This window comes from Curtobacterium sp. MWU13-2055, assembly GCF_023242305.1.
Taxonomy (GTDB): domain Bacteria; phylum Actinomycetota; class Actinomycetes; order Actinomycetales; family Microbacteriaceae; genus Curtobacterium.
Map to the genome: position 1 here is coordinate 165,059 of NZ_JALLIO010000006.1, position 20,527 is coordinate 185,585.

The 20,527-nt window shown below is 71.6% G+C and carries 15 protein-coding genes; 7 read left to right on the top strand and 8 right to left on the bottom strand.

Annotated elements, in window-relative coordinates:
- Positions 1 to 39: 39 nt before the first annotated feature.
- From M4960_RS13610 to M4960_RS13630, 5 genes are all read right to left on the bottom strand, one after another.
- Positions 40 to 894, bottom strand: coding sequence for a glycosyltransferase family 2 protein (locus tag M4960_RS13610; protein ID WP_248704516.1), 855 nt, complete (start codon positions 892 to 894; stop codon positions 40 to 42).
- Positions 891 to 2,081, bottom strand: a complete 1,191-nt coding sequence (locus M4960_RS13615) for a glycosyltransferase family 1 protein (RefSeq protein ID WP_248704517.1) — start codon at positions 2,079 to 2,081, stop codon at positions 891 to 893. The genes M4960_RS13610 and M4960_RS13615 overlap by 4 nt, the downstream gene beginning before the upstream one ends.
- A 74-nt stretch (positions 2,082 to 2,155) precedes the next feature.
- Positions 2,156 to 3,295: a glycosyltransferase family 2 protein gene (locus M4960_RS13620; RefSeq protein WP_132100121.1), complete on the bottom strand. Its 1,140-nt coding sequence runs from the start codon at positions 3,293 to 3,295 to the stop codon at positions 2,156 to 2,158.
- Positions 3,214 to 4,443 carry an ABC transporter ATP-binding protein gene (locus tag M4960_RS13625; protein ID WP_123292226.1) on the bottom strand — a complete coding sequence of 410 codons (1,230 nt, stop codon included), beginning with the start codon at positions 4,441 to 4,443 and terminating at the stop codon, positions 3,214 to 3,216. The genes M4960_RS13620 and M4960_RS13625 overlap by 82 nt, the downstream gene beginning before the upstream one ends.
- Positions 4,444 to 4,446: 3 nt before the next feature.
- A complete protein-coding gene (locus M4960_RS13630; RefSeq protein WP_123292227.1) occupies positions 4,447 to 5,349 on the bottom strand; it encodes an ABC transporter permease in 903 nt (300 codons plus the stop codon).
- 190 nt (positions 5,350 to 5,539) lie between these two features.
- On the opposite strand from M4960_RS13630, the gene M4960_RS13635 reads away from it, so the two are divergent.
- Together M4960_RS13635 and M4960_RS13640 are read left to right on the top strand one after the other, a co-directional pair.
- Entirely contained in the window at positions 5,540 to 6,133 is a 594-nt protein-coding gene (locus M4960_RS13635; RefSeq protein ID WP_248704518.1) for a hypothetical protein, read from the top strand.
- Positions 6,133 to 8,682, top strand: coding sequence for a hypothetical protein (locus M4960_RS13640; RefSeq protein WP_248704519.1), 2,550 nt, complete (start codon positions 6,133 to 6,135; stop codon positions 8,680 to 8,682). The genes M4960_RS13635 and M4960_RS13640 overlap by 1 nt, the downstream gene beginning before the upstream one ends.
- A gap of 198 nt (positions 8,683 to 8,880) precedes the next feature.
- Here the strand turns inward: M4960_RS13640 and M4960_RS13645 are convergent, their stop codons facing one another.
- On the bottom strand, positions 8,881 to 10,197 hold the full coding sequence (locus M4960_RS13645; protein WP_248704520.1) for a glycosyltransferase: 1,317 nt from the start codon (positions 10,195 to 10,197) through the stop codon (positions 8,881 to 8,883).
- Between the two features lie 137 nt (positions 10,198 to 10,334).
- Here M4960_RS13645 and M4960_RS13650 point away from each other — a divergent pair, with 137 nt between their 5' ends.
- Both M4960_RS13650 and M4960_RS13655 read left to right on the top strand, forming a co-directional pair.
- Positions 10,335 to 12,824, top strand: coding sequence for a glycosyltransferase (locus M4960_RS13650; RefSeq protein ID WP_248704521.1), 2,490 nt, complete (start codon positions 10,335 to 10,337; stop codon positions 12,822 to 12,824).
- Positions 12,821 to 13,567 (top strand): polyprenol monophosphomannose synthase, encoded by a 747-nt coding sequence (locus M4960_RS13655; RefSeq protein ID WP_123938721.1) that lies wholly within the window; start codon positions 12,821 to 12,823, stop codon positions 13,565 to 13,567. Before M4960_RS13650 ends, M4960_RS13655 begins: the two co-directional genes overlap by 4 nt.
- 260 nt (positions 13,568 to 13,827) lie before the next feature.
- On the opposite strand, the gene M4960_RS13660 is transcribed toward M4960_RS13655, so the two are convergent.
- Positions 13,828 to 15,114 carry an O-antigen ligase gene (locus M4960_RS13660; protein WP_248704522.1) on the bottom strand — a complete coding sequence of 429 codons (1,287 nt, stop codon included), beginning with the start codon at positions 15,112 to 15,114 and terminating at the stop codon, positions 13,828 to 13,830.
- Between the two features lie 131 nt (positions 15,115 to 15,245).
- On the opposite strand from M4960_RS13660, the gene M4960_RS13665 reads away from it, so the two are divergent.
- On the top strand, positions 15,246 to 16,604 hold the full coding sequence (locus M4960_RS13665; RefSeq protein WP_248704523.1) for a hypothetical protein: 1,359 nt from the start codon (positions 15,246 to 15,248) through the stop codon (positions 16,602 to 16,604).
- A gap of 57 nt (positions 16,605 to 16,661) precedes the next feature.
- Here M4960_RS13665 and M4960_RS19795 read toward each other — a convergent pair whose 3' ends face one another.
- Complete coding sequence (locus M4960_RS19795; RefSeq protein WP_248704524.1) at positions 16,662 to 18,041, bottom strand: O-antigen ligase; 1,380 nt, start codon at positions 18,039 to 18,041, stop codon at positions 16,662 to 16,664.
- A gap of 65 nt (positions 18,042 to 18,106) precedes the next feature.
- Here M4960_RS19795 and manA point away from each other — a divergent pair, with 65 nt between their 5' ends.
- Together manA and galE are read left to right on the top strand one after the other, a co-directional pair.
- Positions 18,107 to 19,315 carry a mannose-6-phosphate isomerase, class I gene (gene manA / locus M4960_RS13675; RefSeq protein ID WP_123292235.1) on the top strand — a complete coding sequence of 403 codons (1,209 nt, stop codon included), beginning with the start codon at positions 18,107 to 18,109 and terminating at the stop codon, positions 19,313 to 19,315.
- Between the two features lie 75 nt (positions 19,316 to 19,390).
- Positions 19,391 to 20,353, top strand: coding sequence for a UDP-glucose 4-epimerase GalE (gene galE, locus M4960_RS13680; protein ID WP_123292353.1), 963 nt, complete (start codon positions 19,391 to 19,393; stop codon positions 20,351 to 20,353).
- Positions 20,354 to 20,527 lie beyond the last annotated feature (174 nt).

Below are 20,527 nucleotides of genomic sequence, written 5' to 3' on the forward strand. Positions count from 1 at the left end.
TAGTGGGGTCGCGCACGGCCCTGCAGGCCCCCGACCGGGCTACTTGCGTGTGACCCAGCGGGCGCGGGCGGAGAGGCCCGCGTGCAGGGCGACCCGCAGCGGCCAGAGCCACCACGCCCGGTACTTCCGCGACAGGAACCGGTACGCGCTGCGGTGGTGCTCGATCTCCATCCGGCGCCGGTTGGACGACGTCGAGTGCGCCCCGGTGTGGGTGACCACGGCCGTCGGCACGTACACGTTCGCGCGACCGGAGCGACCGACACGCTGGCCCAGGTCGACGTCCTCGAAGTACATGAAGTACGACTCGTCGAACCCGCCGAGCTCGCGGAACACCGACGTCCGGATGAGGAAGCACGCGCCGGACAGCCAGCCGGCCTCGCGCTCGACGACCTGCGTGGTGGACCAGTACCGCTGGCTCCACGGGTTGGCGGGCCAGAACCGCGAGAACGCCGCGTGGCCGAGCCCGGTCCGGAGCGACGGCAGCTGGCGCGCGGACGGGTACGTCTCGCCCTGCTCGTCGAGGATCCGCGGCCCGAACGACCCGCCGGACGGCAGCCGGTCGGCGGCGCGCACGAGTTCGTCGATCGAGCCGGGTGCGAGCACGACGTCGGGGTTCGTGACGAGCAGGAACTCGGGCCGGACGTCGGGCAGGACGTCGTCGAGGGCGCTCAGTGCGGCGTCGATGCCCCCGCCGTAGCCACGGTTGCCCCCGGATGACACCACGACGGCACCGTAGGACTCACCGATCGCCCGCAGTGCGTCGATGTCGGCGGACCCGTTGTCGGCGATCACGACGGCGACCTGCTCCGAGGACGCCGCCGCGACGCTCGCCAGGAACGGCCGGATGGTCTCGCCGGTGTTGTAGGTGACCGTCAGCACGGCGACGCGGATCACCGGGTACCCCCGGCCCGAGCGTCCCGGGCCACGGCCGAGTAGGCCTCGACGTGCACGGCTGCCGTGGCCTCCCACGTGAACGAGGCGGCCCGGGCCAGCGCGGCCGCCCGGTGCGACGCGACGAGCGACGGGTCGTCGAGCAGCCGCGTCATCGCGGACGCCAGTGCGGAGGCGGACGGCTCGGTGTACACCGCTGCGTCACCGCCGACCTCGGGCAGCGACAGCCGCCGGGTGGTCAGGACGCAGGCGCCGGAGGCCATCGCCTCGACCACCGGCAGCCCGAAGCCCTCGCCGAGCGACGGGTAGACGACGAACTCCGCGCCGCCGAGGTAGCCCGCCAGGTCCTCGAGGGGTAGGTAGCCGGCCTCGATCACGTGGTCGTCCGGCTGCAGCGCGTCGAGCCGGGCGATCGCGGACTCGTCCCACCCGCGGGCCCCGGAGAGCACCAGCCACGGGACGTCGGAGCCACCAGCCGAGCCACCGTCCGAGCCGGCGTCCGCTCGCGCGGAACGCACCGCGGCGTAGGCGTCGAGCAGCGCGGTGACGTTCTTCCGCGGTTCGATCGTGCCGAGGAACGCGATCCACGGCGCACCCTCGGGCAGCGTCGCGGCGATCCGGGCGTCCTCGACCTCGGCGGTGGACGGCTCGTGGAACACGGCACGGTCGACGCCGAGCGGTGCGACCCGGACGTCGGCGCGGATGCCGGTCACGACCCGTGCGGCCTCGGTCGCGGTGGCCGCGCTCGGCACGATGACGACCGGGCGGGAGCGCAGGGACCGACGGCTCCACCAGGTGAAGAACGTGCGCTTCAGGCGGGAGTGCCACTCGGGGTTCGAGAAGAACGTGGCGTCGTGCAGGGTGACGACGGATCCGCCGCGCCAGGCGAACGGGAACGTGTAGTGCGGGGAGTGCAGCACCTGCGCGCCGAGTCGTCGGCCGAGTGCCGGCAGCCCGGTCTGCTCCCACAGGAACCGGAGCGGCACCGAGTCGGTCCAGCCCGGCGCGGTGTGCACGGTCGCGTGCGGCGCGACGGCGGCGAAGTGCGGAGCGTGCACGGGTCGGACCACCAGGTGGACGTCGAGCGCCGGGTCGGTCAGGTGCGACACGACCCCCTCGACGTAGCGGCCCACACCGCCGAGTGCACGCGGTACCGCGGTCCCGTCGACGAGGACGGTGAGCTGCGGCACGCGAGGGTCCTTCCGAACGGGGGCGCCACGGTCGGGTCCGTCGGCGGGGGAGTGACCAGGATAGCCCTCCGCGCTCATGCGCCCGGGTCCACGCTGCGGCGCGGGACGGACGCGCGCCGCGACTCGCGGAGCCGCCGCGCGAGGTGCGACGGGAGCGCCCCGACGACGTCCGCGAACGCTGCCAGGACGAGCCGGGCCTCCCGTCGGGTGGGAGCAGTGAGCAGTCCGCGCAGGCCGCGGAAGAGGGTCCGGGCGCTCGCCCGCAGGACGGTGCCCCACGGCGCGTGCCAGAGCGCGACGACCATCCGGTTCCGCGCGTTGCGGAAGAGGAACAGGTCGCTCTGCACCCCGGACGACGCCGAGTGGTCGTGCTCGACGACCGCGTCGGCCGCGTGTTCCACGCGCCAGCCGCGTCGGCGGAGTCGCCACGCGAGCTCGGTGTCCTCGTAGTACATGAAGAGCGACTCGTCGAGCAGGCCGACGTCGTCCAGCGCGCTCCGCCGCAGGGCGGAGGCCCCACCGGAGAACCCGAAGACGTCGACGTCCGCGACGCGGTCGACGGGCGCGAACCAGTCGCGGTCCATGCCGTTGCCGTCGCGGTCGATGCGCACGCCGGTCGAGTTGAGGCGCACCTCGCCGTCGGGCGACGGCGTCCACAGACGGCCGTCGTGGCCCTGCAGCACGCGCTGGCCGGGTGCTGGTGTCGCGCCGACCGGGAGGCCCGTCCAGCGTCCGGCGAGCACGATGCGGCCCGTCACGGCCGCGACCTCGGGCCGCGCCTGCGCCAGGTGGTCGCGGAGCGCCGCGACGAAGCCCGGCGCGGGGACCGCGTCGTTGTTGAGCAGCACGACGACGTCGGCGTCCGCGTGCCGGATGCCGGTGTTCGCGCCGGCCGCGAACCCACCGTTGTGCTCCCGCGCGACCACGTCGACGTCGGGCAGGTCGCGGCGGAGGACGGCGACGGAGTCGTCCGACGAGCCGTTGTCGACGACCACCACCTGGTCGGCCGCGCCCTCGGCGAGCACGGCGCGGACGGCCGCGGTCGTCAGGTCGGCGCGTTCCCAGTTGACGACGACGACCGCGGTGCGCGGGACGCCCGGGGTCCGGACGTCGGTGCCGTCGTCGGTCGGGCTCAGTCCAGCTCCTCGATCGAGGGCTGCGCGTAGACCGTGCCCACGGCGTTCTCGAACCCGGGCACCTCGAACGAGTCGCACTCCGGCATGTCGTGCAGGTGGCGGCCGGCGGAGTCCATCATCGACACGTTGATGAAGTACTTGCCGGTGCCGAACGCGGTGTCGGCGATCCGCAGGCGGAGCTTCCGGCGACCGTGCAGCGGCTGCAGTTCGAGGCCCATGATGCCGGTGGTGGTGCCGTACACGACCTGGCCGCCGGCGTTGTTGATCTGCACCGCGGCCTCCCAGTCGGCGATGCCGTCCAGGTGCTCGAACTCCATGTCCACGACGAGGTCGTCGCCGGGCATGACCTCGGCGCGGGGCTCCTTGCCGTCGACGTGCACGCTCGCGCCGAGGACCTTGCCGCGGCCGACGGCGACGTCGGTGCTGAGCTCGCCCTGGCGGCGTTCCTCGAGGACCTCGCGGAACATGCTCACGGCCTGGACGGGATCGCCGTCGTGCAGCACCTTGCCCTTGTTGAGCAGCACCACCCGGTCGCACATCTCCTGCACCTGGCTGAGCGAGTGCGTGACGATGATGATCGTCTTGCCCGCCTCTTGGAAGGTGCGGATGCGGTCGAGGCACTTGCGCTGGAACGCCTCGTCGCCGACGGCCAGCACCTCGTCGACGAGCAAGACGTCGGGGTCGGTGTGCACGGCCACGGCGAAGGCGAGTCGCACGTACATGCCGGATGAGTAGAACTTCACCTGGGTGTCGATGAAGTCGCCGATCCCCGAGAACGCCAGGATGTCGTCGAACTTCTCGTCGGTCTGCTTGCGGCTCAGCCCGAGCAACGACGCGTTGAGGTAGACGTTCTCGCGCCCGGACAGGTCGGGGTGGAAGCCGGCGCCGAGCTCGAGCAGGGCAGCGAGGCGACCGCGGCGGGCCACCGTGCCGGAGGTCGGCTGGATGATGCCGCCGATGGCCTTGAGCAGGGTCGACTTGCCGGAGCCGTTCTGGCCGATGAGGCCGACCGTGGAGCCGGCCTGGATCGACACGGTGACGTCGTCGAGGGCCCAGAAGTCCTGGCGGTGCTTGCGGCCGGCGCGACCGAGCGTGACGATGCGCTCGCGCAGGGTGTTGTCCTTGCGGACCGTGAAGCGCTTGCGGACGTGGTCGATGACGATGACGTCCGGGCGCTCGGCGGTGCCCTCGGTGGGCGTCGGGGCGACGGGGGTGCTGATGGCCATGGTCTACAGCTCCTGCGCGAAGTTGCCCTGCAGACGGGAGAACACCCGCTGCGCGCCGAGGAGGCAGAGGACACCGATGACGAACGCGATGCCGAGGCGCAGCATCAGGTGGTCCGGGTACGTGACGTCGGCCGGGTCGTGCAGCCAGATCGCGTTCTGCATGCCGAGCACGGCCAGCGTCAGGGGGTTGTTCGTGTAGGCGGTGATGAGCCAGTCGGTGTTCACGGTGGCGACCACCCGCGAGTACGAGTACACGATCGGCGAGGCCCAGAGGAGGACCATCAGGCCGACGTCGATGACGAACTGCACGTCGCGCAGGTACACGTTGAGGGCCGAGAGCACCAGGCCGATGGCCGCGCCGTAGACGAGGATCACCGCAAGCGACGGGATCAGGTAGACGAGCCCCTCGTGGAACGGGAAGACGCCGATGACCACGGTCGCGGCGAGCAGGATCGCGAACTGGATGGTGAAGTTGACCAGGGCCGCGCCGACGCTGGCGAGCGGGAAGACCTCGCGCGGGACGTAGACCTTCTTGATCAGCCCGGAGTTGCCGACGATCGAGCCGGTCGACCCGGCGACGATCTCGCTGAAGAGCGTGTAGGCGGTCAGGCCGGTGAAGACGTAGATCGCGAAGTTGTCGATGCCGTTGGCGGCGCCGAGGACCTTGCCGATGACGAAGTAGTAGATGAGCAGCTGGGTCAGCGGGCGCACCAGCGTCCACACGAACCCGAGCGCCGAGTCCTTGTACCGCGCCTTCAGGTCGCGTCGGATGAGCATCCCGAGCATCTCGCGCTGCCGGAAGACGTCGCGCAGCTCTCGCCAGGTTCCGCGGAAGGCGCTCGTCGGAGCGCCGATCACGACGAGGGGTTCCTTCGCGAGCGCCGCCATGCGGGCTTGATCGACCATACGTCTCTTCGTTCGTGGGGGCAGGACCGGAACAGCATACTCACCGGGCCCGCGCGGCAGGGATGGGCGACGGCCGTCGTGCACCCCGAGCGGGGGTGATTCCGGACCGATCCAACCCTCAACCTTCACTTTGGGGTTACCGTTGTCGCAACCCGGACCCTTGTCAACATCCACAGGACGGCCCGTCAGCATGCTCCTCGCATCCAGGCCGATCGCTGCGTTCGCGGTGGTCGGTGCCCTCAGTGTTCTCTTGGCCGGTTGTTCCGGTGGTGGCGACGACGCCACCCCGTCGCCGTCCGCGTCAGCGACCCGCACCGCGAGTCCGACCCCGACCGCCGACGACTCGGCGACCACGGAGCCCACCGGCACCGCGTCGTCGCCCGCGTCCGAGGCCACAGACGACCCCACCGCCTCGGACGACGACACCCCCGGTGCCTTCCCGGGGACCGGCTCGACCAACGAGCCGGACACCGACCCGTCGGACTTCCCGGCGACCGCCGTCGTCACCTACAGCGGCTGGGACACGGCCTCGAAGACGCTGCAGGCCGGCGGACTCGTCTCCGGCACCACCGACACCAGCGGGACCTGCACGTTCACCGCGAAGAAGGGGAGCGTCACGCGCACCGCCACGAGCGCGGCGCAGGCGAGTGCCTCCTCGGTCAACTGCGCGCAGGTCGCGTTCCCCGCGGCCCAGGTCCCCAGCGGCACCTGGTCCGTCACCCTGACCTACGCCGTCGGCTCCGCGTCGACGACGTCCGACCCGATGCCGGCGGAGGTGCCGTGATGCGTTCCATCCAGACCGAGTCGGACGGGCGCCGTCGCCGACCCTTCCGGACCTCCCTCGCGATCGTCGCGGCACTCGCCGTCGCCGTCAGCGGGCTGACCTTCGGCACGATCCTGTCCGAGCAGACCACGACCGAGTCCGCCTCGGCCGCCGTCGCCGGCGACTTCGACCCGGGCAACATCATCAGCGACGCCAACTTCTACAACGGCTCGGCGATGAACGCCGCGTCCGTGCAGTCGTTCCTGACGAGCGTCGCCCCGAACTGCCGGAAGTCGTCGAGCGGACCTGCCTGCCTGAAGGACTTCTCGCAGAAGATGAGCGCGATCGGCGCCGTCTCCGGCCGGTGCAGCGCCATCGCCGGCGGCACCAAGTCCGCCGCGACGATGATCGCCCAGGTCGGCGCCGCGTGCGGCATCAGCCAGAAGGTGCTCCTCGTGCTCCTGCAGAAGGAGCAGGGCATCGTCACGACGTCCTCGCCGACGTCCTACATGTACCTGCACGCCACCGGCTTCGCGTGCCCGGACACCGCCCCGTGCGACCCGGCGTACTTCGGCTTCGGTCAGCAGGTCTACGCCGCCGCGCTCCAGTTCAAGCGCTACCAGTCGTCGCCGACCTCGTGGGCGTACCAGGCGGGTCGGACCAACTCGATCCTCCTCAACCCGAACGCGGCCTGCGGTCGCAAGTCCGTCTACATCCAGAACCAGGCGACCGCGGGGCTGTACATCTACACCCCGTACACCCCGAACACCGCCGCGATGTCGAACCTCTACGGCACCGGCGACGGCTGCTCGGCGTACGGCAACCGCAACTTCTGGCGCATGTACACCGACTGGTTCGGCTCGGCGACCGGCGGCGGCAACCCGTACGGCAACGTCGACGCGGTCACGCCGAGCTCGACCTCGTCGATCACGGTCAGCGGCTGGGCCGTCGACCCGGACACCACGAGCGCGCTCCGCGTCGCGTTCTACGTCGACGGCGCCGGGGCGAAGACCGTCACCGCGAACGTGAACCGGCCCGACCTGTCCGCCACCCTCGGCGCGAACAACCTCAAGCACGGGTTCTCGACCGAGCTGACCGGGCTGAGCGTCGGCAAGCACTCGGTGTGCACCTACGCCATCAACCAGGGCAAGGGCAGCAACACGCTGCTCGGCTGCTACACCCGCACCGTCGTGAGCGCAGCCCCGAAGGGTGCACTCGACACCGTCACCGGCAGCGCCGGCACGATCACCGCGACCGGCTGGGCCCTCGACCCCGACTCGGCGAAGCCCGCTCCGTGGAAGATCCTGGTCGACGGCGTCAGCAAGGCGACCGGCACCACCGACCGCACCCGCACCGACGTCGCCAAGGTCTACAAGGGCGTCGGCAGCACCCTCGGGTTCTCGAAGACGATCGGCGGCATCACGCCGGGCACCCGCACCGTGGCGCTGTACACGCAGGACAAGCCCGGCACCGACTACGTCAAGGTCGCGTCGAAGTCCGTCACAGTCAGCGCCCCCACCACCGGCAAGACCGGCAAGACCGGAGCACTCCGCGGGACGTACGACTCCGTCACCGGCGGCGCCGGCACGGCCACGGTGCGCGCGTGGGCGATCGACCCGGACGTCTGGGACCCCGTCAAGTACAAGGTCCACGTCGACGGCGTCAGCACGAACAGCGGCACCGCGAACGCCACCCGCACCGACGTCGAGGCGAAGCACCCGTCCTGGGGTTCCGACGTCGGCCTGGCACTCCGCCTGACCGGGCTGAGCGCCGGCAACCACACCGTGCGGGTCTACTTCCAGGACCTGCCGAGCGGCACCTACAAGAGCTTCGGCACGAAGACCGTGAAGGTGACGTCGGCCACCGCCCCGTCGTCCGGCACCACCGGCAAGACCGGCAAGACCGGCGCGGTGACGGGCTCGTACGAGTCGGTGACCGGCGGCGTCTACAGCGCGACGGTCAAGGGCTGGGCGATCGACCCCGACGTGTGGGACCCGGTCAAGTACAAGATGCACCTGGACGGCGTCGCGATCGACCCGGGCGTGGTGAACGCCAAGCGCACCGACGTCGAGGCGGTCCACCCGGGCTGGGGTTCCGACGTCGGCCTGTCCGTGCAGCTCACCGGTCTGAGCGCGGGCACGCACACCGTCCGCGTGTACTTCCAGGACCTGCCGAGCGGCACGTACAAGAGCTTCGGCACGAAGTCCTTCACGGTCATCGACCCGCCCGCGACGGGCAAGACCGGCAACACCGGCGCGGTGAAGGGGTCGTTCGACTCCGTCACCGGCGGCAAGGGGACCATCACCGTCAAGGGGTGGGCGATCGACCCCGACGTGTGGGACCCAGTCAAGTACAAGATGCACCTGGACGGCGTCGCGATCACCCCCGGCACGGTGAACGCGACCCGCACCGACGTGCAGAAGAACTACCCGAACTGGGGTTCGGACGTCGGGCTGTCGCGGGTGCTCACCGGCCTGCGGCCCGGCACGCACACCGTGCGGGTCTACTACCAGGACCTGCCGAGCGGGACGTACAAGAGCTTCGGGACGAAGACGGTGACCGTGCAGTAGACGGTCGCCGAGACGGGCGGGAGGCCCGTGGCGGATCCGCCACGGGCCTCCCGTGGCGGATCCGCCACGGGCCTCCCGTCCGTCCTGTGGTCGCGCCCACGGCGGCGGATCGTGAGCAGCAATGGTCGGGTCCGGTGGACGGACCCGACCATTCCTGCTCACGAAGTGAGCGCGCTGAACGTCGGTGCTGGTCCCACGTCAGCGGCGCACGCGCCGGGCCATCAGGCCCACGCCGTGCAGCAGCCGGTACTCGGGGGAGCGGGTGAGGCCCGCGAACCGCGCCGCGATCTGGTCGCGCTCCGCCTCGGCCTGGCGACGGGCGGTGTCGTACGCGCCGACCTGCTGCTCCGACGCGACGAGCCGCCGGTTGATGTCCTGCACCCCGGACAGGTGGACGTCACGGTCGTGCTCGGCCTGCCGCAGGACCTCGCGCTGCGCGGTCGCCCAGCGCAGGAACGCGTTCCGCTCGCCGGACCGACCCGAGGCGACCGCGACGGCCGCGTCCAGGACCGGGCCGACCTGCTCGGCGCGCGCACGGAACGAGTGCCGCTCGACCACCACGGCACGGAGTCGGGCCGTCAGGGCCGTGCGCTCGGCGCGGGGCATCGCGAGCACCCGCTCGAGCGACGCGGCGTCGTCGAAGACCGGCACGTCGGACAGGCCGAGCTCGTCCAGGCCGAGCGCGCAGTCCGTCACCGGCAGCGCCCCGGACGCGAGTGCCTCGTACAGGCGGGAGTTCAGGGTGCCGTACTCGGCGGCCGGGGCGATCACGTCGTCGACGACGAAGCCGGCGGCGCGGTACACCTCGGGCAGTGCGAAGTAGGACACCGCGGGGCGGAGCTCGACGCCGGCCGTGGCCTCGACGTGGTCGACGTTCGCGGCGAACCACACGACCGGCTCGGCCGGGGCGACCTCGGCGAGCACGTCCTGCACGCGGCGGCGCACGCCCCAGAAGTTGACGGTCGTGACGGCACGGTCCGTGCGCTCGGACGCCGTGGCGGGCGCGATCGTGCCGGCCTCGTGCGGTCGCTCGTCGGTGAACAGGTCCAGGTCGACACCGATCGGGACGACCTCGACCGGACCGTCGTACTGCGCGGCGACGGCGTCGCGAGCGATGCCGGACGACGTCCACACCGCGTCGAACTCACCGAGGTAGGGCAGGGCCGCCCACTTCGCGGTCCAGTTCCGCACCCACGCGACCAGGGCGGTGCCCGCGGGGACGTACCCGGGGACGAACGACTCGATCATGCTGACCACGACGGCGGTGTCGGCGGGGACCGCTTCTCCCCAGCGCTCGAGCGGCCACATCGCGACGCCCCAGCCCTCGGCACGGAGCGCCCGTGCGAGCCCGAGTGCGACGAACAGGTCGCCCTTGCCCTCGGTCGGGTCGGCGGTCGACACGGCGAACCGGACGGTGCCGCGCGGCCCCTCGGCGTGCGCACCGGCCGCGATGGCCGCGTACTCCGGTGCGAGGGGCGAGGACAGGGGAGTGTTCGGGATCACTGCGGCAGTCACGCGGCCCATTCTGCACGAATCGGCGACGGCCACAGGGGAGTGGCGGGGCGCGCCTTGTAGGGTGTCATCGGCTCGCGGCACCCCGTGGGCCGAGCCACCGATCCGCGCCGTGCGCGGCAGCTGCTGGAGGAACTCGCGTGACAGAGCGCAAGCCGGGAGTCGTGTCCGTCATCCTCGTGAACTACAAGGGCACGGACGACACCCTGACGAGCATCGCGGAACTCCGCAAGCAGGACTGGCCGCAGGACAAGCTCGAGGTGATCGTCGTCGAGAACGGCTCCGGTCCGGAGCACCTCGGTCGGCTGCAGGCCTCCGACCTCGACTTCACCCTGATCGACGCGGCCGCCAACCTCGGCTTCACCGGCGGGTGCAACCTCGGCGTCGAGAAGTCCTCCGGCGAGGTCGTCGCGTTCCTCAACAACGACGCCCGTCCCGACACCGGGTGGGTGCGCGAGGCGATGGCCACGTTCGCGTCCGGCGCCGACATCGGTGCCGTGGCGTCGAAGGTCCTCGACTGGGAGGGCGTCAACATCGACTTCACCGAGGCCGCGATGACCTGGTACGGCATGGGCTACAAGCCCTTCGCCGGGTCACCGGACACCGGCCGCTGGGAGAGCGAGACCGACGTCCTGTTCGGCACCGGCGCCGCGATGTTCATCCGCGCCGAGCTCTTCGAGCAGCTCGACGGCTTCGACGACCGCTACTTCATGTTCTACGAGGACGTCGACCTCGGCTGGCGGCTCAACCTGCTCGGCTGGCGCTTCCGGTACCAGCCGAAGTCGGTCGCGTTCCACAAGCACCACGCGTCGATGAACAAGTTCGGCGACTTCCGCGAGACCTACCTGCTCGAGCGGAACGCCCTCTTCACGCTGTACAAGAACCTCGGCGACGAGCAGCTCGCCGCAGCCCTGCCCGGCTCGCTGGCGCTCGCCGTCCGCCGTGCCGTGGGCCGCGGGGAGCTCGACTCCACCGAGCTCGACCTGCGGAACCCCGGCGACGACAGCGTCCCCACCATCCCGGTGCCGAAGACGAGCATGGCCGGCATCTACGGCGTCGACCAGTTCGTCGAGCAGCTGCCGTCGATGACCGAGTCGCGCCGCGCGATCCAGGCCACGCGTGTCCGCAGCGACCGCGAGCTCCTGCGCCTGTTCGGCAACCGCGACGAGCCCGCGTACCCGATCGAGAACTACCTGGCCGGCTACGACAAGATCGTGCACTCCCTCGGCGTGCTCGAGGTCGGCACCCGTCGCCGCATCCTCATCATCACGGGCGACTCGATCGGCGCGAAGATGGCCGGTCCCGCGATCCGCGCCACCCAGATGGCCAAGCAGCTCGCGTCCGAGCACGACGTGCGCGTGGTCAGCCTGACCCGCTCGTCGCAGATCGACCCGTCGTACGACGTCGTCACCGTGCCGCACCGCCACCCCCGCCAGATGGTCGAGCACGAGGGCTGGGCCGACGTCATCATCGTGCAGGGCCACGCGCTCCGGCTGTTCCCGGTGCTCGAGTCGACGAGCAAGATCCTGGTCGTCGACGTGTACGACCCGCTGCACCTCGAGCAGCTCGAGCAGGGCCGCAGCGACGACGTCGACCAGTGGAACCGTCAGATCCTCGACGCCTCGGACACGCTCAACCACCAGCTCGAGCTCGGCGACTACTTCATCTGCGCCTCGGAGCGCCAGCGCATGTTCTGGCTCGGCCAGCTCGCCGGTTCCGGCCGGGTGAACGCCCGCACGTACTCGCGCGACGCCGACCTCCGCTCGCTCATCGGCGTCGTGCCGTTCGGGCTGTCCTCGACCCCGCCGGTGCACGACCAGCCGCGGGTCAAGGGCGTGGTGCCGGGCATCGGCAAGAACGACAAGCTCGTCGTCTGGGGCGGTGGCATCTACGACTGGTTCGACCCGATCACCCTGGTCCGCTCGATCGCCCAGCTCGCCGCCCGTCGCCCGTCGGTGAAGCTCTTCTTCATGGGCGTGCAGCACCCGAACCCCGACGTGCCCGAGATGGACATCGTCGCGAAGGTCCGCGCCGAGGCCGACGCCCTCGGTCTGACCGGCAAGCACGTGTTCTTCAACGACTCGTGGATCCCGTACGAAGAACGCGGTGCCTACCTGCTCGAGGCCGACGCCGGCGTCTCGACGCACTACGAGCACCTCGAGACCACGTTCTCGTTCCGCACCCGCATCCTCGACTACCTCTGGGCGCGCCTACCGATCGTCACGACGGCCGGCGACTCCTTCGGTGACCTGGTCGCCGAGCAACAGCTCGGCGTCGCGGTGCACGAACAGGACGTCGACGGCCTGGCCACGGCGCTCGAGACCGCGCTCTTCGACAAGAAGGCCCGGGCCCAGTTCATCGCCAACGTCGACCGCGTGCGCGAGCAGTTCACGTGGGAGAACGTCCTGGCGCCGCTCGTCGAGTTCTGCCGGAACCCGATCCGCGCGGCGGACAAGTCGGTGCGCGACACCAGCACGAAGCTCGCGCCCCACACGATGCGCGTGCGCGTGCCGAACCGCAAGAAGCTCTCGGGCGTCCGCTACGACGTCGGGCGCGCGGTGCACTACTTCCGCACCGAGGGCCCGCGCAGCGTCGCGGGGAAGATCAAGCGACGCCTCGGCAACCGGTGAACCCAGCCGAGACGACGGCCCTCGTCATCGTCCCGACGTACGACGAGGCCGAGAACATCCGAGCCATCGCCGACGCGATCCTGACGGCGTCGCCCGGTGCCCACCTGCTCGTCGTCGACGACGGCAGCCCGGACGGCACCGGCGACATCGTGCGGTCCATCGCGGCCGACGACGACCGGGTGCACCTGCTGCAGCGGTCGGGCAAGCTCGGGCTCGGCACGGCCTACGTCGCCGGGTTCCGGTGGGGCCTGGAGCGCGGCTACCCGCTGCTGGTCGAGATGGACGCCGACGGCTCGCACCCGGCCGACCGACTGCCGGCGCTCATCGACGCGGTCACCTCGTCGGACGACGTGCTGCTCGCGATCGGGTCGCGCTGGGTGCCCGGTGGGTCGGTCGTCGACTGGCCGCTCCGTCGTCAGGCCCTGAGCCGCGGCGCGAACACGTACGCGCGGTTGGTGCTCGGGATCCACGTGCGGGACATCACCGCCGGGTACCGCGTCTACCGTTCCGACGCGATCGCGCGGATGGACCTCGGCTCGATCGACTCGAAGGGGTACTGCTTCCAGGTCGACATGACGCTGCGCGTGGACGCGCTGGGCGGCCGCATCGTCGAGGTGCCGATCCGGTTCCGCGACCGCGTGCACGGGGTCTCGAAGATGAGCCGGTCCATCGTCGTCGAGGCGATGCTCCGCGTCACGCAGTGGGGCCTGCAGCGCCGCCTGGGTCGTCCGACGCGCCCGTAGCGCGCGCGCTCGCGCCTGCGTGCGCGTGCGCCCCCGAGGTTCCGAGATCTCGGAACCTCGGCCCTCCGAACGCCGCTCCGTGGAACCTCGGCGGCACACGGGCGGCGTGTCGTGGAACCTCGGCGGCCTGCGCACGAGCAGGCATGGCGACCGCGGTGGCCGGCGCTTCGTGAGCAGAAATGGTCGGGTCGCCGCGGCGGACTCGACCATTCCTGCTCACGAAGTGCGTCACACGCCGTGCCTGCGCGCCCCCGCGGCACCTACGCCCGCGGCAGGTGCCGGCGCCACGAGCGCCGCCGCGCCGCGATCACGAGCACCGTCACGAAGAACATCAGGCCCGCACCGTGCAGCAGGTAGCTCTCCGCCGTGCTCGTCACCGCGAGCAGCACCAGCACCGCGGCCGGCCACACGTAGGCCACCCCGGGGAACGTCGTCGCAGTGACCCATGCCCGAGCGAAGGCCAGCAGCGCGGCGATCCCCAGGATGATCGTGCCGGCCACCCCGAGCTGCAGCCACGCGTCGACGAACGCGTTGAGGCCGGACGTGAACCGCGCGCCGGACGGGTCGATGAGCGTGACGTACGGCACGACGGGCTCGGTCGGCCACGTCCCGACCCACCCCCAGCCCTGGATCGGGTAGCGCTCGGTCAGGACGCGGATCTGCGACCACAGGTCGATGCGCGTCGCCGTTCCCCCGGCCGCACCGATCTCGGCGAGCAGCCGGTGCCGCGCGAACACGGCCACGACCAGGGTGAGCAGGACCGCGCCGCCGAGGACGCCGTTGACCACCGGTCTGGTGGCGGGTCGTGCGTGCCGGAGCGACCAGAGGGCCAGCGCGGTGACGGCGAGGGCGATCATCGCGAGGCCGGTGATGGGGGACTGCACGAGCATCAGCGCGGTGACGGCGAGGGCGGTGGAGCCGATCGCCCGCCACATGGTGACCGAGCGGGTGAGGAACTCGACGACGAAGGTGACCAGGGCCATCGCGGCGATGAACCCCATGAAGTTGCGGGTGCCGCCGATGCCCTGGATCGGGCCGCCGTAGGCGATGTCGCCGCGGATCCCGAAGGCCGGCAGCGGGACGTCGAGCACCAGTCCGGACAGGACCTCGAGGCCGAGGGCGACGACGAGCAGGATCCGGAACGCGTCACCCGACGCCCGGATCACCTGCACCAGGTCCCGCCCGAGCGCCAGGTAGAGGCCGAGGCCGATGAAGCACACCGTCTGCACCAGGCCGCGCAGGGCGACCCACGAGTACTCGCTCCAGAGCACGCTCAACGCGCAGTACCCGACGAACGCCAGCAGCGACAGGGGCAGCACGCCGTGCCACTCGATCCGGTACCGCTGCCCGAGCAGGCTCAGCCCGGCGAGGACGAACAGCGTCACGAGCACGGCCCACGTGCCCGACCTGCCGACGAGGGCCTGGACGGTCGGCTGCCCGAACCCGAACAGCACGATGACCGTCGCGAGCGCCTGGCTGAACCGTCCACCGGCCGAGAAGCCGATCCAGGCGGAGAGGTACCGGCGCCCGAGCACGTGTCTGCTCACCCGGCCGTCCGTCACGCGTCCATCTTGGCGTACGACCTTGTGACGAGTCGCCCGCATCGCGGAACGGCTGTATCGACGATCCGCGGTGTGGCGTCATCGACGATGCGCGATGCTGACCTAGCTTCACTGCAATGGACCCCCTGCGGAGGGCCGCCGGCCTGCCGCTGGTCGCGGTCGTCATCGGCTTCGCCGCCGCCGCGCTCGCCTGGTACCGGCTCGGCCCCGTGCCCCGGAACACCGTCTGGGCCGAGGACGGCGGGGTCTTCCTGCGGGAGCGCATCGCCCTCGGCCCCGTGGACACCCTGCTGCACCCGTACGCCGGGTACGTGCACCTGCTGCCCCGGATGGTGGTCGACCTCGGGTACGCACTGCCGACCGCGCGGTACGCCCAGGTCGTCTCGCTGTCGTCCTGCCTGGTGGTCGGAGCCGTGTGCGCGCTGGTCTTCGTCCTGTCCCGCGACGTGGTCCGACCGTGGCCGTTCCGCCTCGTGCTCGCCGCGGTGCCCGTCGTGCTGCCGCTCGCGCCGTACGAGATCAGCGGGAACGCCGCCAACCTGCACTGGTACCTGCTCGTGCTGGTGCCGTGGGTCTTCGCACACCGCAGCCGGACCTGGTGGGGAGCCGTCGGGCTCGCCGTCGTCGCCGGACTCGCGGTCCTCACCGAACCGCAGGCGATCCTGTTCACGCCGCTGCTCCTGCTCGCCTGGCCGCTGCGTCGTCCTGGACACGGCGGGTCTCGCCGCGCGCGCCTGCTCCCGCTGCCCGTCACGGTCGTGGCGCTCGCCGGGGCCGTCGTGCAGGTCGTCACGACGCTCACCCACCCGCGGGACCTGACCCCCGGCGCTCCCGCGTTCCACGACGTGCTCGCCGGGTTCCTGCTCCGGCCCGTCGCCGGCGCGTGGGACCCGCACCTCGGCGTCGTGGTCACCACGGTCGTCGAGCACGGCTGGGCGCCGGTCCTGGCGCCCGTCAGCGCACTGGTGCTGGTCCTGGTCGCCGGTGTCGTCGTCGGTCCGGCCCGCTCCCGGTGGATGGTCGTCGCGCTGACGGTCGCGTCCGGTGCCGTGTGGTGGGCGGCGCTGCTCGCGAACGACGGCGCCGGGCAGCCGTGGGCGAACCCCACGGCCGCCATGGCGGCGATCCCGCCGCAGCGCTACGCAGCCGCGTCCGGCCTGCTGCTCGTCAGCGCCGCGGTGGTCGCCGCCGCCGCGCTGGTGGACACCGACCGGTGGTCGCGTGTCGCGCAGCGGACGGGAGGCACGGGTCGCCTCGTCGGGGCGCTGGCCGCCTGGTGCGTGGTCGCCGCCGTCGTCGCGTCGGCCGTCCTGCACGTCGCGCCGGCGGACACCCGGCGCAGCGACGGGCCGGTGTGGGCGGAGCAGCTGCCCGCGGCCGCCGAGGCGTGTCGCGCCGACCCGACGCTCGAGGTCGTGCGGGTGCGGTCGAACCCGTGGTCGTCACCGGTCGCGTGCGCGTGGCTGTTCCGCTGACGCGGGACGCTGACGCGGGACGCTGACGCGGGACCGCTGACTGCGGGCCGCTGACGATCAGCGCGTGGTGGCCCAGCGGAACTCGCGCTTCGCGGGCGGGGTGCGCGGGCCGTCGCCGGTCGACGTCGGTTCCTCGCCGGTCAGGACGATCCGGGTCTTGATGGCGATGAGCGCGAAGAGCACCCAGTTCCCCTGGTAGAGCAGCCGGGACTCCGCGACGGACTGCACGAGCAGCGCGACGACGACGAGCAGCGGCAGGAGCGACACCGGGTCGAACGTGCGCGGACGGAGTGCGGCGTCGTAGCCGATCCGGGTCGCGCACGCCCACGAGCGCGACAGCGTCGTGACGACGTACAGCAGGAACAGGACGAGGCCGATGATGCCGGTCTGCATCCAGACGTCGAGGTAGGCGTCGTGCGCCTGCAGGTACGTGACGCCCTTGCGGTGCGCCAGGTCGGCCAGGGTGGGGATGCCGGGCCACCAGTACCCGATCCAGCCCCAGCCGACGACGGCGTGCTGGTCGATCAGACCGAGCACCTTCGCCCAGATCTCGCCGCGGCCGGTCGCGTCCGATCCCTTGCCGAGCAGCTCCGAGACCGGGCCGCGCAGCACGAACGCCGCGCCGGCGACGACGACCGCGCCGACCGCGAGCAGCAGGTAGCGCGGGGTGCGTCGCTCGGTCGGGACGCGGCGCATCCACACGGCGACCAGGGCGACGACGGCGACGACCAGCGCGGCCGCGATGACCGTGGAGGACCGGGTGAGGACGAACCCGAGGGCGGCGACCACGAGCCAGCCGGTGGCCCGCTGCCGGCGCATCCGGCCCTCGGCGAGCTGCAGCACGACGACGATCGCGACGAGCAGCGCGACCATCGCGAGCAGGTTCGCGTTGCCCGGCAGGCCCTGGATGCGGCCACCGGTGAAGAGCTCGGCGCGTGAGAAGTAGAAGGCGTCCGGGATGTCGGCGTCGCCGTAGTCGGTCCAGATCGGCGCGATGGGGTGCCGCACGAACACCGCGACGACGGCCTCGAACAGGATCGAGAGCAGCAGCACCCAGCGGAGCGCGAGGCTGAGCGCGTCGAGGATCCGGCGCCAGGTCAGGGTGGACGCGATCGTGAAGGCCACGGCAGCGCAGATCACCTGTACGGTCAGGCTCGAGATCGTGGCGAACCGCCAGTGCGACCAGACGGCGGACAGCAGGCACCACCCCAGGAAGGCCCAGAGCGGCCAGGGGGAGCGCACGAGCGGCGGCCTCGCCCGGACCAGGATCGTGATGCCCCAGGCGGCGACGAGCGCCCACAGGACGCCTGCTCCGACCCAGGTGAGGGTGTTCGGGACGGCGTCCCCGGCGAACAGCACGAAGATCGTGGTCGCACCGAAGGCGAACGCCTCGCGCTCGGGTACGGTCCCGCGTGCCAGCGGCCAGGTGTTCGTCACGACGTCAGGCTACCGGCGGCAGCGGGCCACCGGAGTCCCCGGATCCCGCCGGTAGGCTCTCGCCCATGTTCCTCGGCATCACGAACACCCCCCGCGACTACGCCTGGGGCTCGGTCACCGCGATCCCGGAGCTCCTCGGTCGCACCGTCACCGGCGCCCCGCAGGCAGAGCTCTGGCTCGGCGCCCACCCGGGCAGCCCGAGCGTGGTCGTCAACCCGGCGATGGTCGGCGGTGCCGACACACTGCTCGACTGGATCGCCGCCGAGCCGCAGGACGCCCTGGGCGGCGACCGCACCGGCCTGCCGTTCCTGCTGAAGGTGCTCGCAGCGGCGGCGCCCCTGTCGCTGCAGGCGCACCCGACGCCGGAGCAGGCCGAGGCTGGCTTCGCGCGCGAGGAGCGCGAGGGCATCGCGATCGACGACCCGGCGCGCAACTACAAGGACCCGTTCCCGAAGCCCGAGCTCGTCGTCGCGCTGAGCGAGCGGTTCGAGGCCCTGAGCGGCTTCCGGCCGGTCGAGGAGACCCTGGCCGAGGTCCGCGTGCTCGACGCCGGCAGCGGTCGGCTCGGCCCGCTCGAGGTGCACCTGCAGCACGGCCTCGAGGACACCGTGCGGTGGCTCGAGACGGCCGACGACTCCGCGCTCGCCGTCGTGCAGGCCGCGAGCGACCTCGCCGTCGCCCTCGACGACGACCTGGTCACCCCGAACACGGCGACGGTCCGCGACCTGGCGACGAGCTGGCCGGGCGACCCCGGCATCGTCGTCTCCCTGCTCATGCACCGGGTGACGCTCACCGCGGGACAGGCGATGTACCTGCCCGCCGGCAACATCCACGCCTACCTGGACGGCCTCGGCATCGAGCTGATGGCGCCGTCCGACAACGTGCTGCGCGGGGGACTGACGCCGAAGCACGTCGACGTCCCCGAACTCCTGCACGTGCTCGACTTCACGGCCTACCCGGCACCGGTCCTCGAGCCCGAGCGCCTGGCCCCCGGCGTGGACCGCTTCGCACCAGAGGGCGTCGGGTTCGCGCTGCTGCGGGTCGACGGCGACGGACGACCGGTCGGCCTGAGCACCGGCGGGGTGGCTCCGCTGGCCGGCCCGTCGATCGCGATCTGCACCGAGGGTGTCGTGACGCTCGTCGGCGCGAGGTCCGCCACGTTGCTCCGCAAGGGCGAGTCCTGCTTCATCACACCGGACGAGGGCGACGTCACGGTCGAGGCCGACTCGTCGAACGGCGTGACGTCCACGGTCTTCATCGCGACCGGCCGGTAGCGCGGAGCCGCACCCGCTGGCGCGGTCCCGCACACCGCGACCGGGGTGCACCGTCCGTCCGCTAGCGTGGCGACCATGAGTTGGCTGGTCACCGGCGGTGCCGGGTACATCGGGTCCCACGTCGTCCGAGCACTGCGCTCGGCCGGCATCGACACGGTCGCGTTCGACGACCTCTCGAGCGGTTTCCGCGCGTTCGTGCCGGACGACGTGCCGTTCGTCGAGGGCACGATCCTGGACGGCGAGCTGGTCGCCCGCACCCTGCGCGAGCACGACGTCACCGGCGTGGTGCACGTCGCGGGCTTCAAGTACGCCGGCGTCTCGGTCGAGCGTCCACTGCACACCTACGAGCAGAACGTCACCGGCATGGCGACGCTGCTCCGTGCGATGGCCGAGAACGGCGTCACGAAGGCCGTCTTCTCGTCGAGCGCCGCGGTCTACGGCACCCCGGACGTCGACGTCGTCGTGGAGTCGACCCCGAAGGCACCAGAGTCTCCGTACGGCGAGTCGAAGCTCATCGGCGAGTGGCTGCTGCGGGACATGGAGGTCGCCGCGGGCTTCACGACGACCTCGCTCCGCTACTTCAACGTCGTCGGCTCCGGCGAACCCGACCTGTACGACGCCAGCCCGCACAACCTGTTCCCGCTCGTGTTCGACGCCCTGCTGGCCGGCCGCACGCCGCGCATCAACGGCGACGACTACGCCACCGAGGACGGCACCTGCGTCCGTGACTACATCCACGTCGCCGACCTCGCGCACTCGCACGCCGTCGCGGCGCAGAAGCTCGAGGCGGGGGAGTCGCTCGAACAGGCGTACAACCTCGGCAGCGGCGACGGTGTGAGCGTCCGGCAGATCATGGACGCCATGGCGAAGGGCACCGGGATCGCCTTCGACCCGGAGATCGCGCCCCGCCGCCCCGGCGACCCGGCGCGCATCGTGGCCACCGGCGAGGCCGCCACGCGCGACCTCGACTGGGCGATGCGCCACACCCTGGACGAGATGGTCACGAGTGCGTGGGAGGCCCGCCGCAGCGCCTCGTAGCGGCTGAGGACGTGTCAGTTGTCCCCCGAAACCCCGACAGACCGGGCGCGACACGCCCAGACGGGGGACATGACACGCCGAAGCGGTCAGTGCCTTCTATGATCCGCGACTTGACTCAGGCGAATGACACCGCTGTAATTACAGGCAACGACTTCAATCGTTGTGGTCCCGTTA

What these genes read in the sequence shown, in the direction of transcription:
- galE (WP_123292353.1), top strand. Translation starts at nt 19,391, where the DNA reads ATGAGTTGGCTGGTCACCGGCGGTGCCGGGTACATCGGGTCCCACGTC.
- M4960_RS13640 (WP_248704519.1), top strand. Translation starts at nt 6,133, where the DNA reads ATGCGTTCCATCCAGACCGAGTCGGACGGGCGCCGTCGCCGACCCTTC.
- manA (WP_123292235.1), top strand. Translation starts at nt 18,107, where the DNA reads ATGTTCCTCGGCATCACGAACACCCCCCGCGACTACGCCTGGGGCTCG.
- M4960_RS13625 (WP_123292226.1), bottom strand. Translation starts at nt 4,443, where the DNA reads ATGGCCATCAGCACCCCCGTCGCCCCGACGCCCACCGAGGGCACCGCC.
- M4960_RS13665 (WP_248704523.1), top strand. Translation starts at nt 15,246, where the DNA reads ATGGACCCCCTGCGGAGGGCCGCCGGCCTGCCGCTGGTCGCGGTCGTC.
- M4960_RS13635 (WP_248704518.1), top strand. Translation starts at nt 5,540, where the DNA reads ATGCTCCTCGCATCCAGGCCGATCGCTGCGTTCGCGGTGGTCGGTGCC.
- M4960_RS13630 (WP_123292227.1), bottom strand. Translation starts at nt 5,349, where the DNA reads ATGGTCGATCAAGCCCGCATGGCGGCGCTCGCGAAGGAACCCCTCGTC.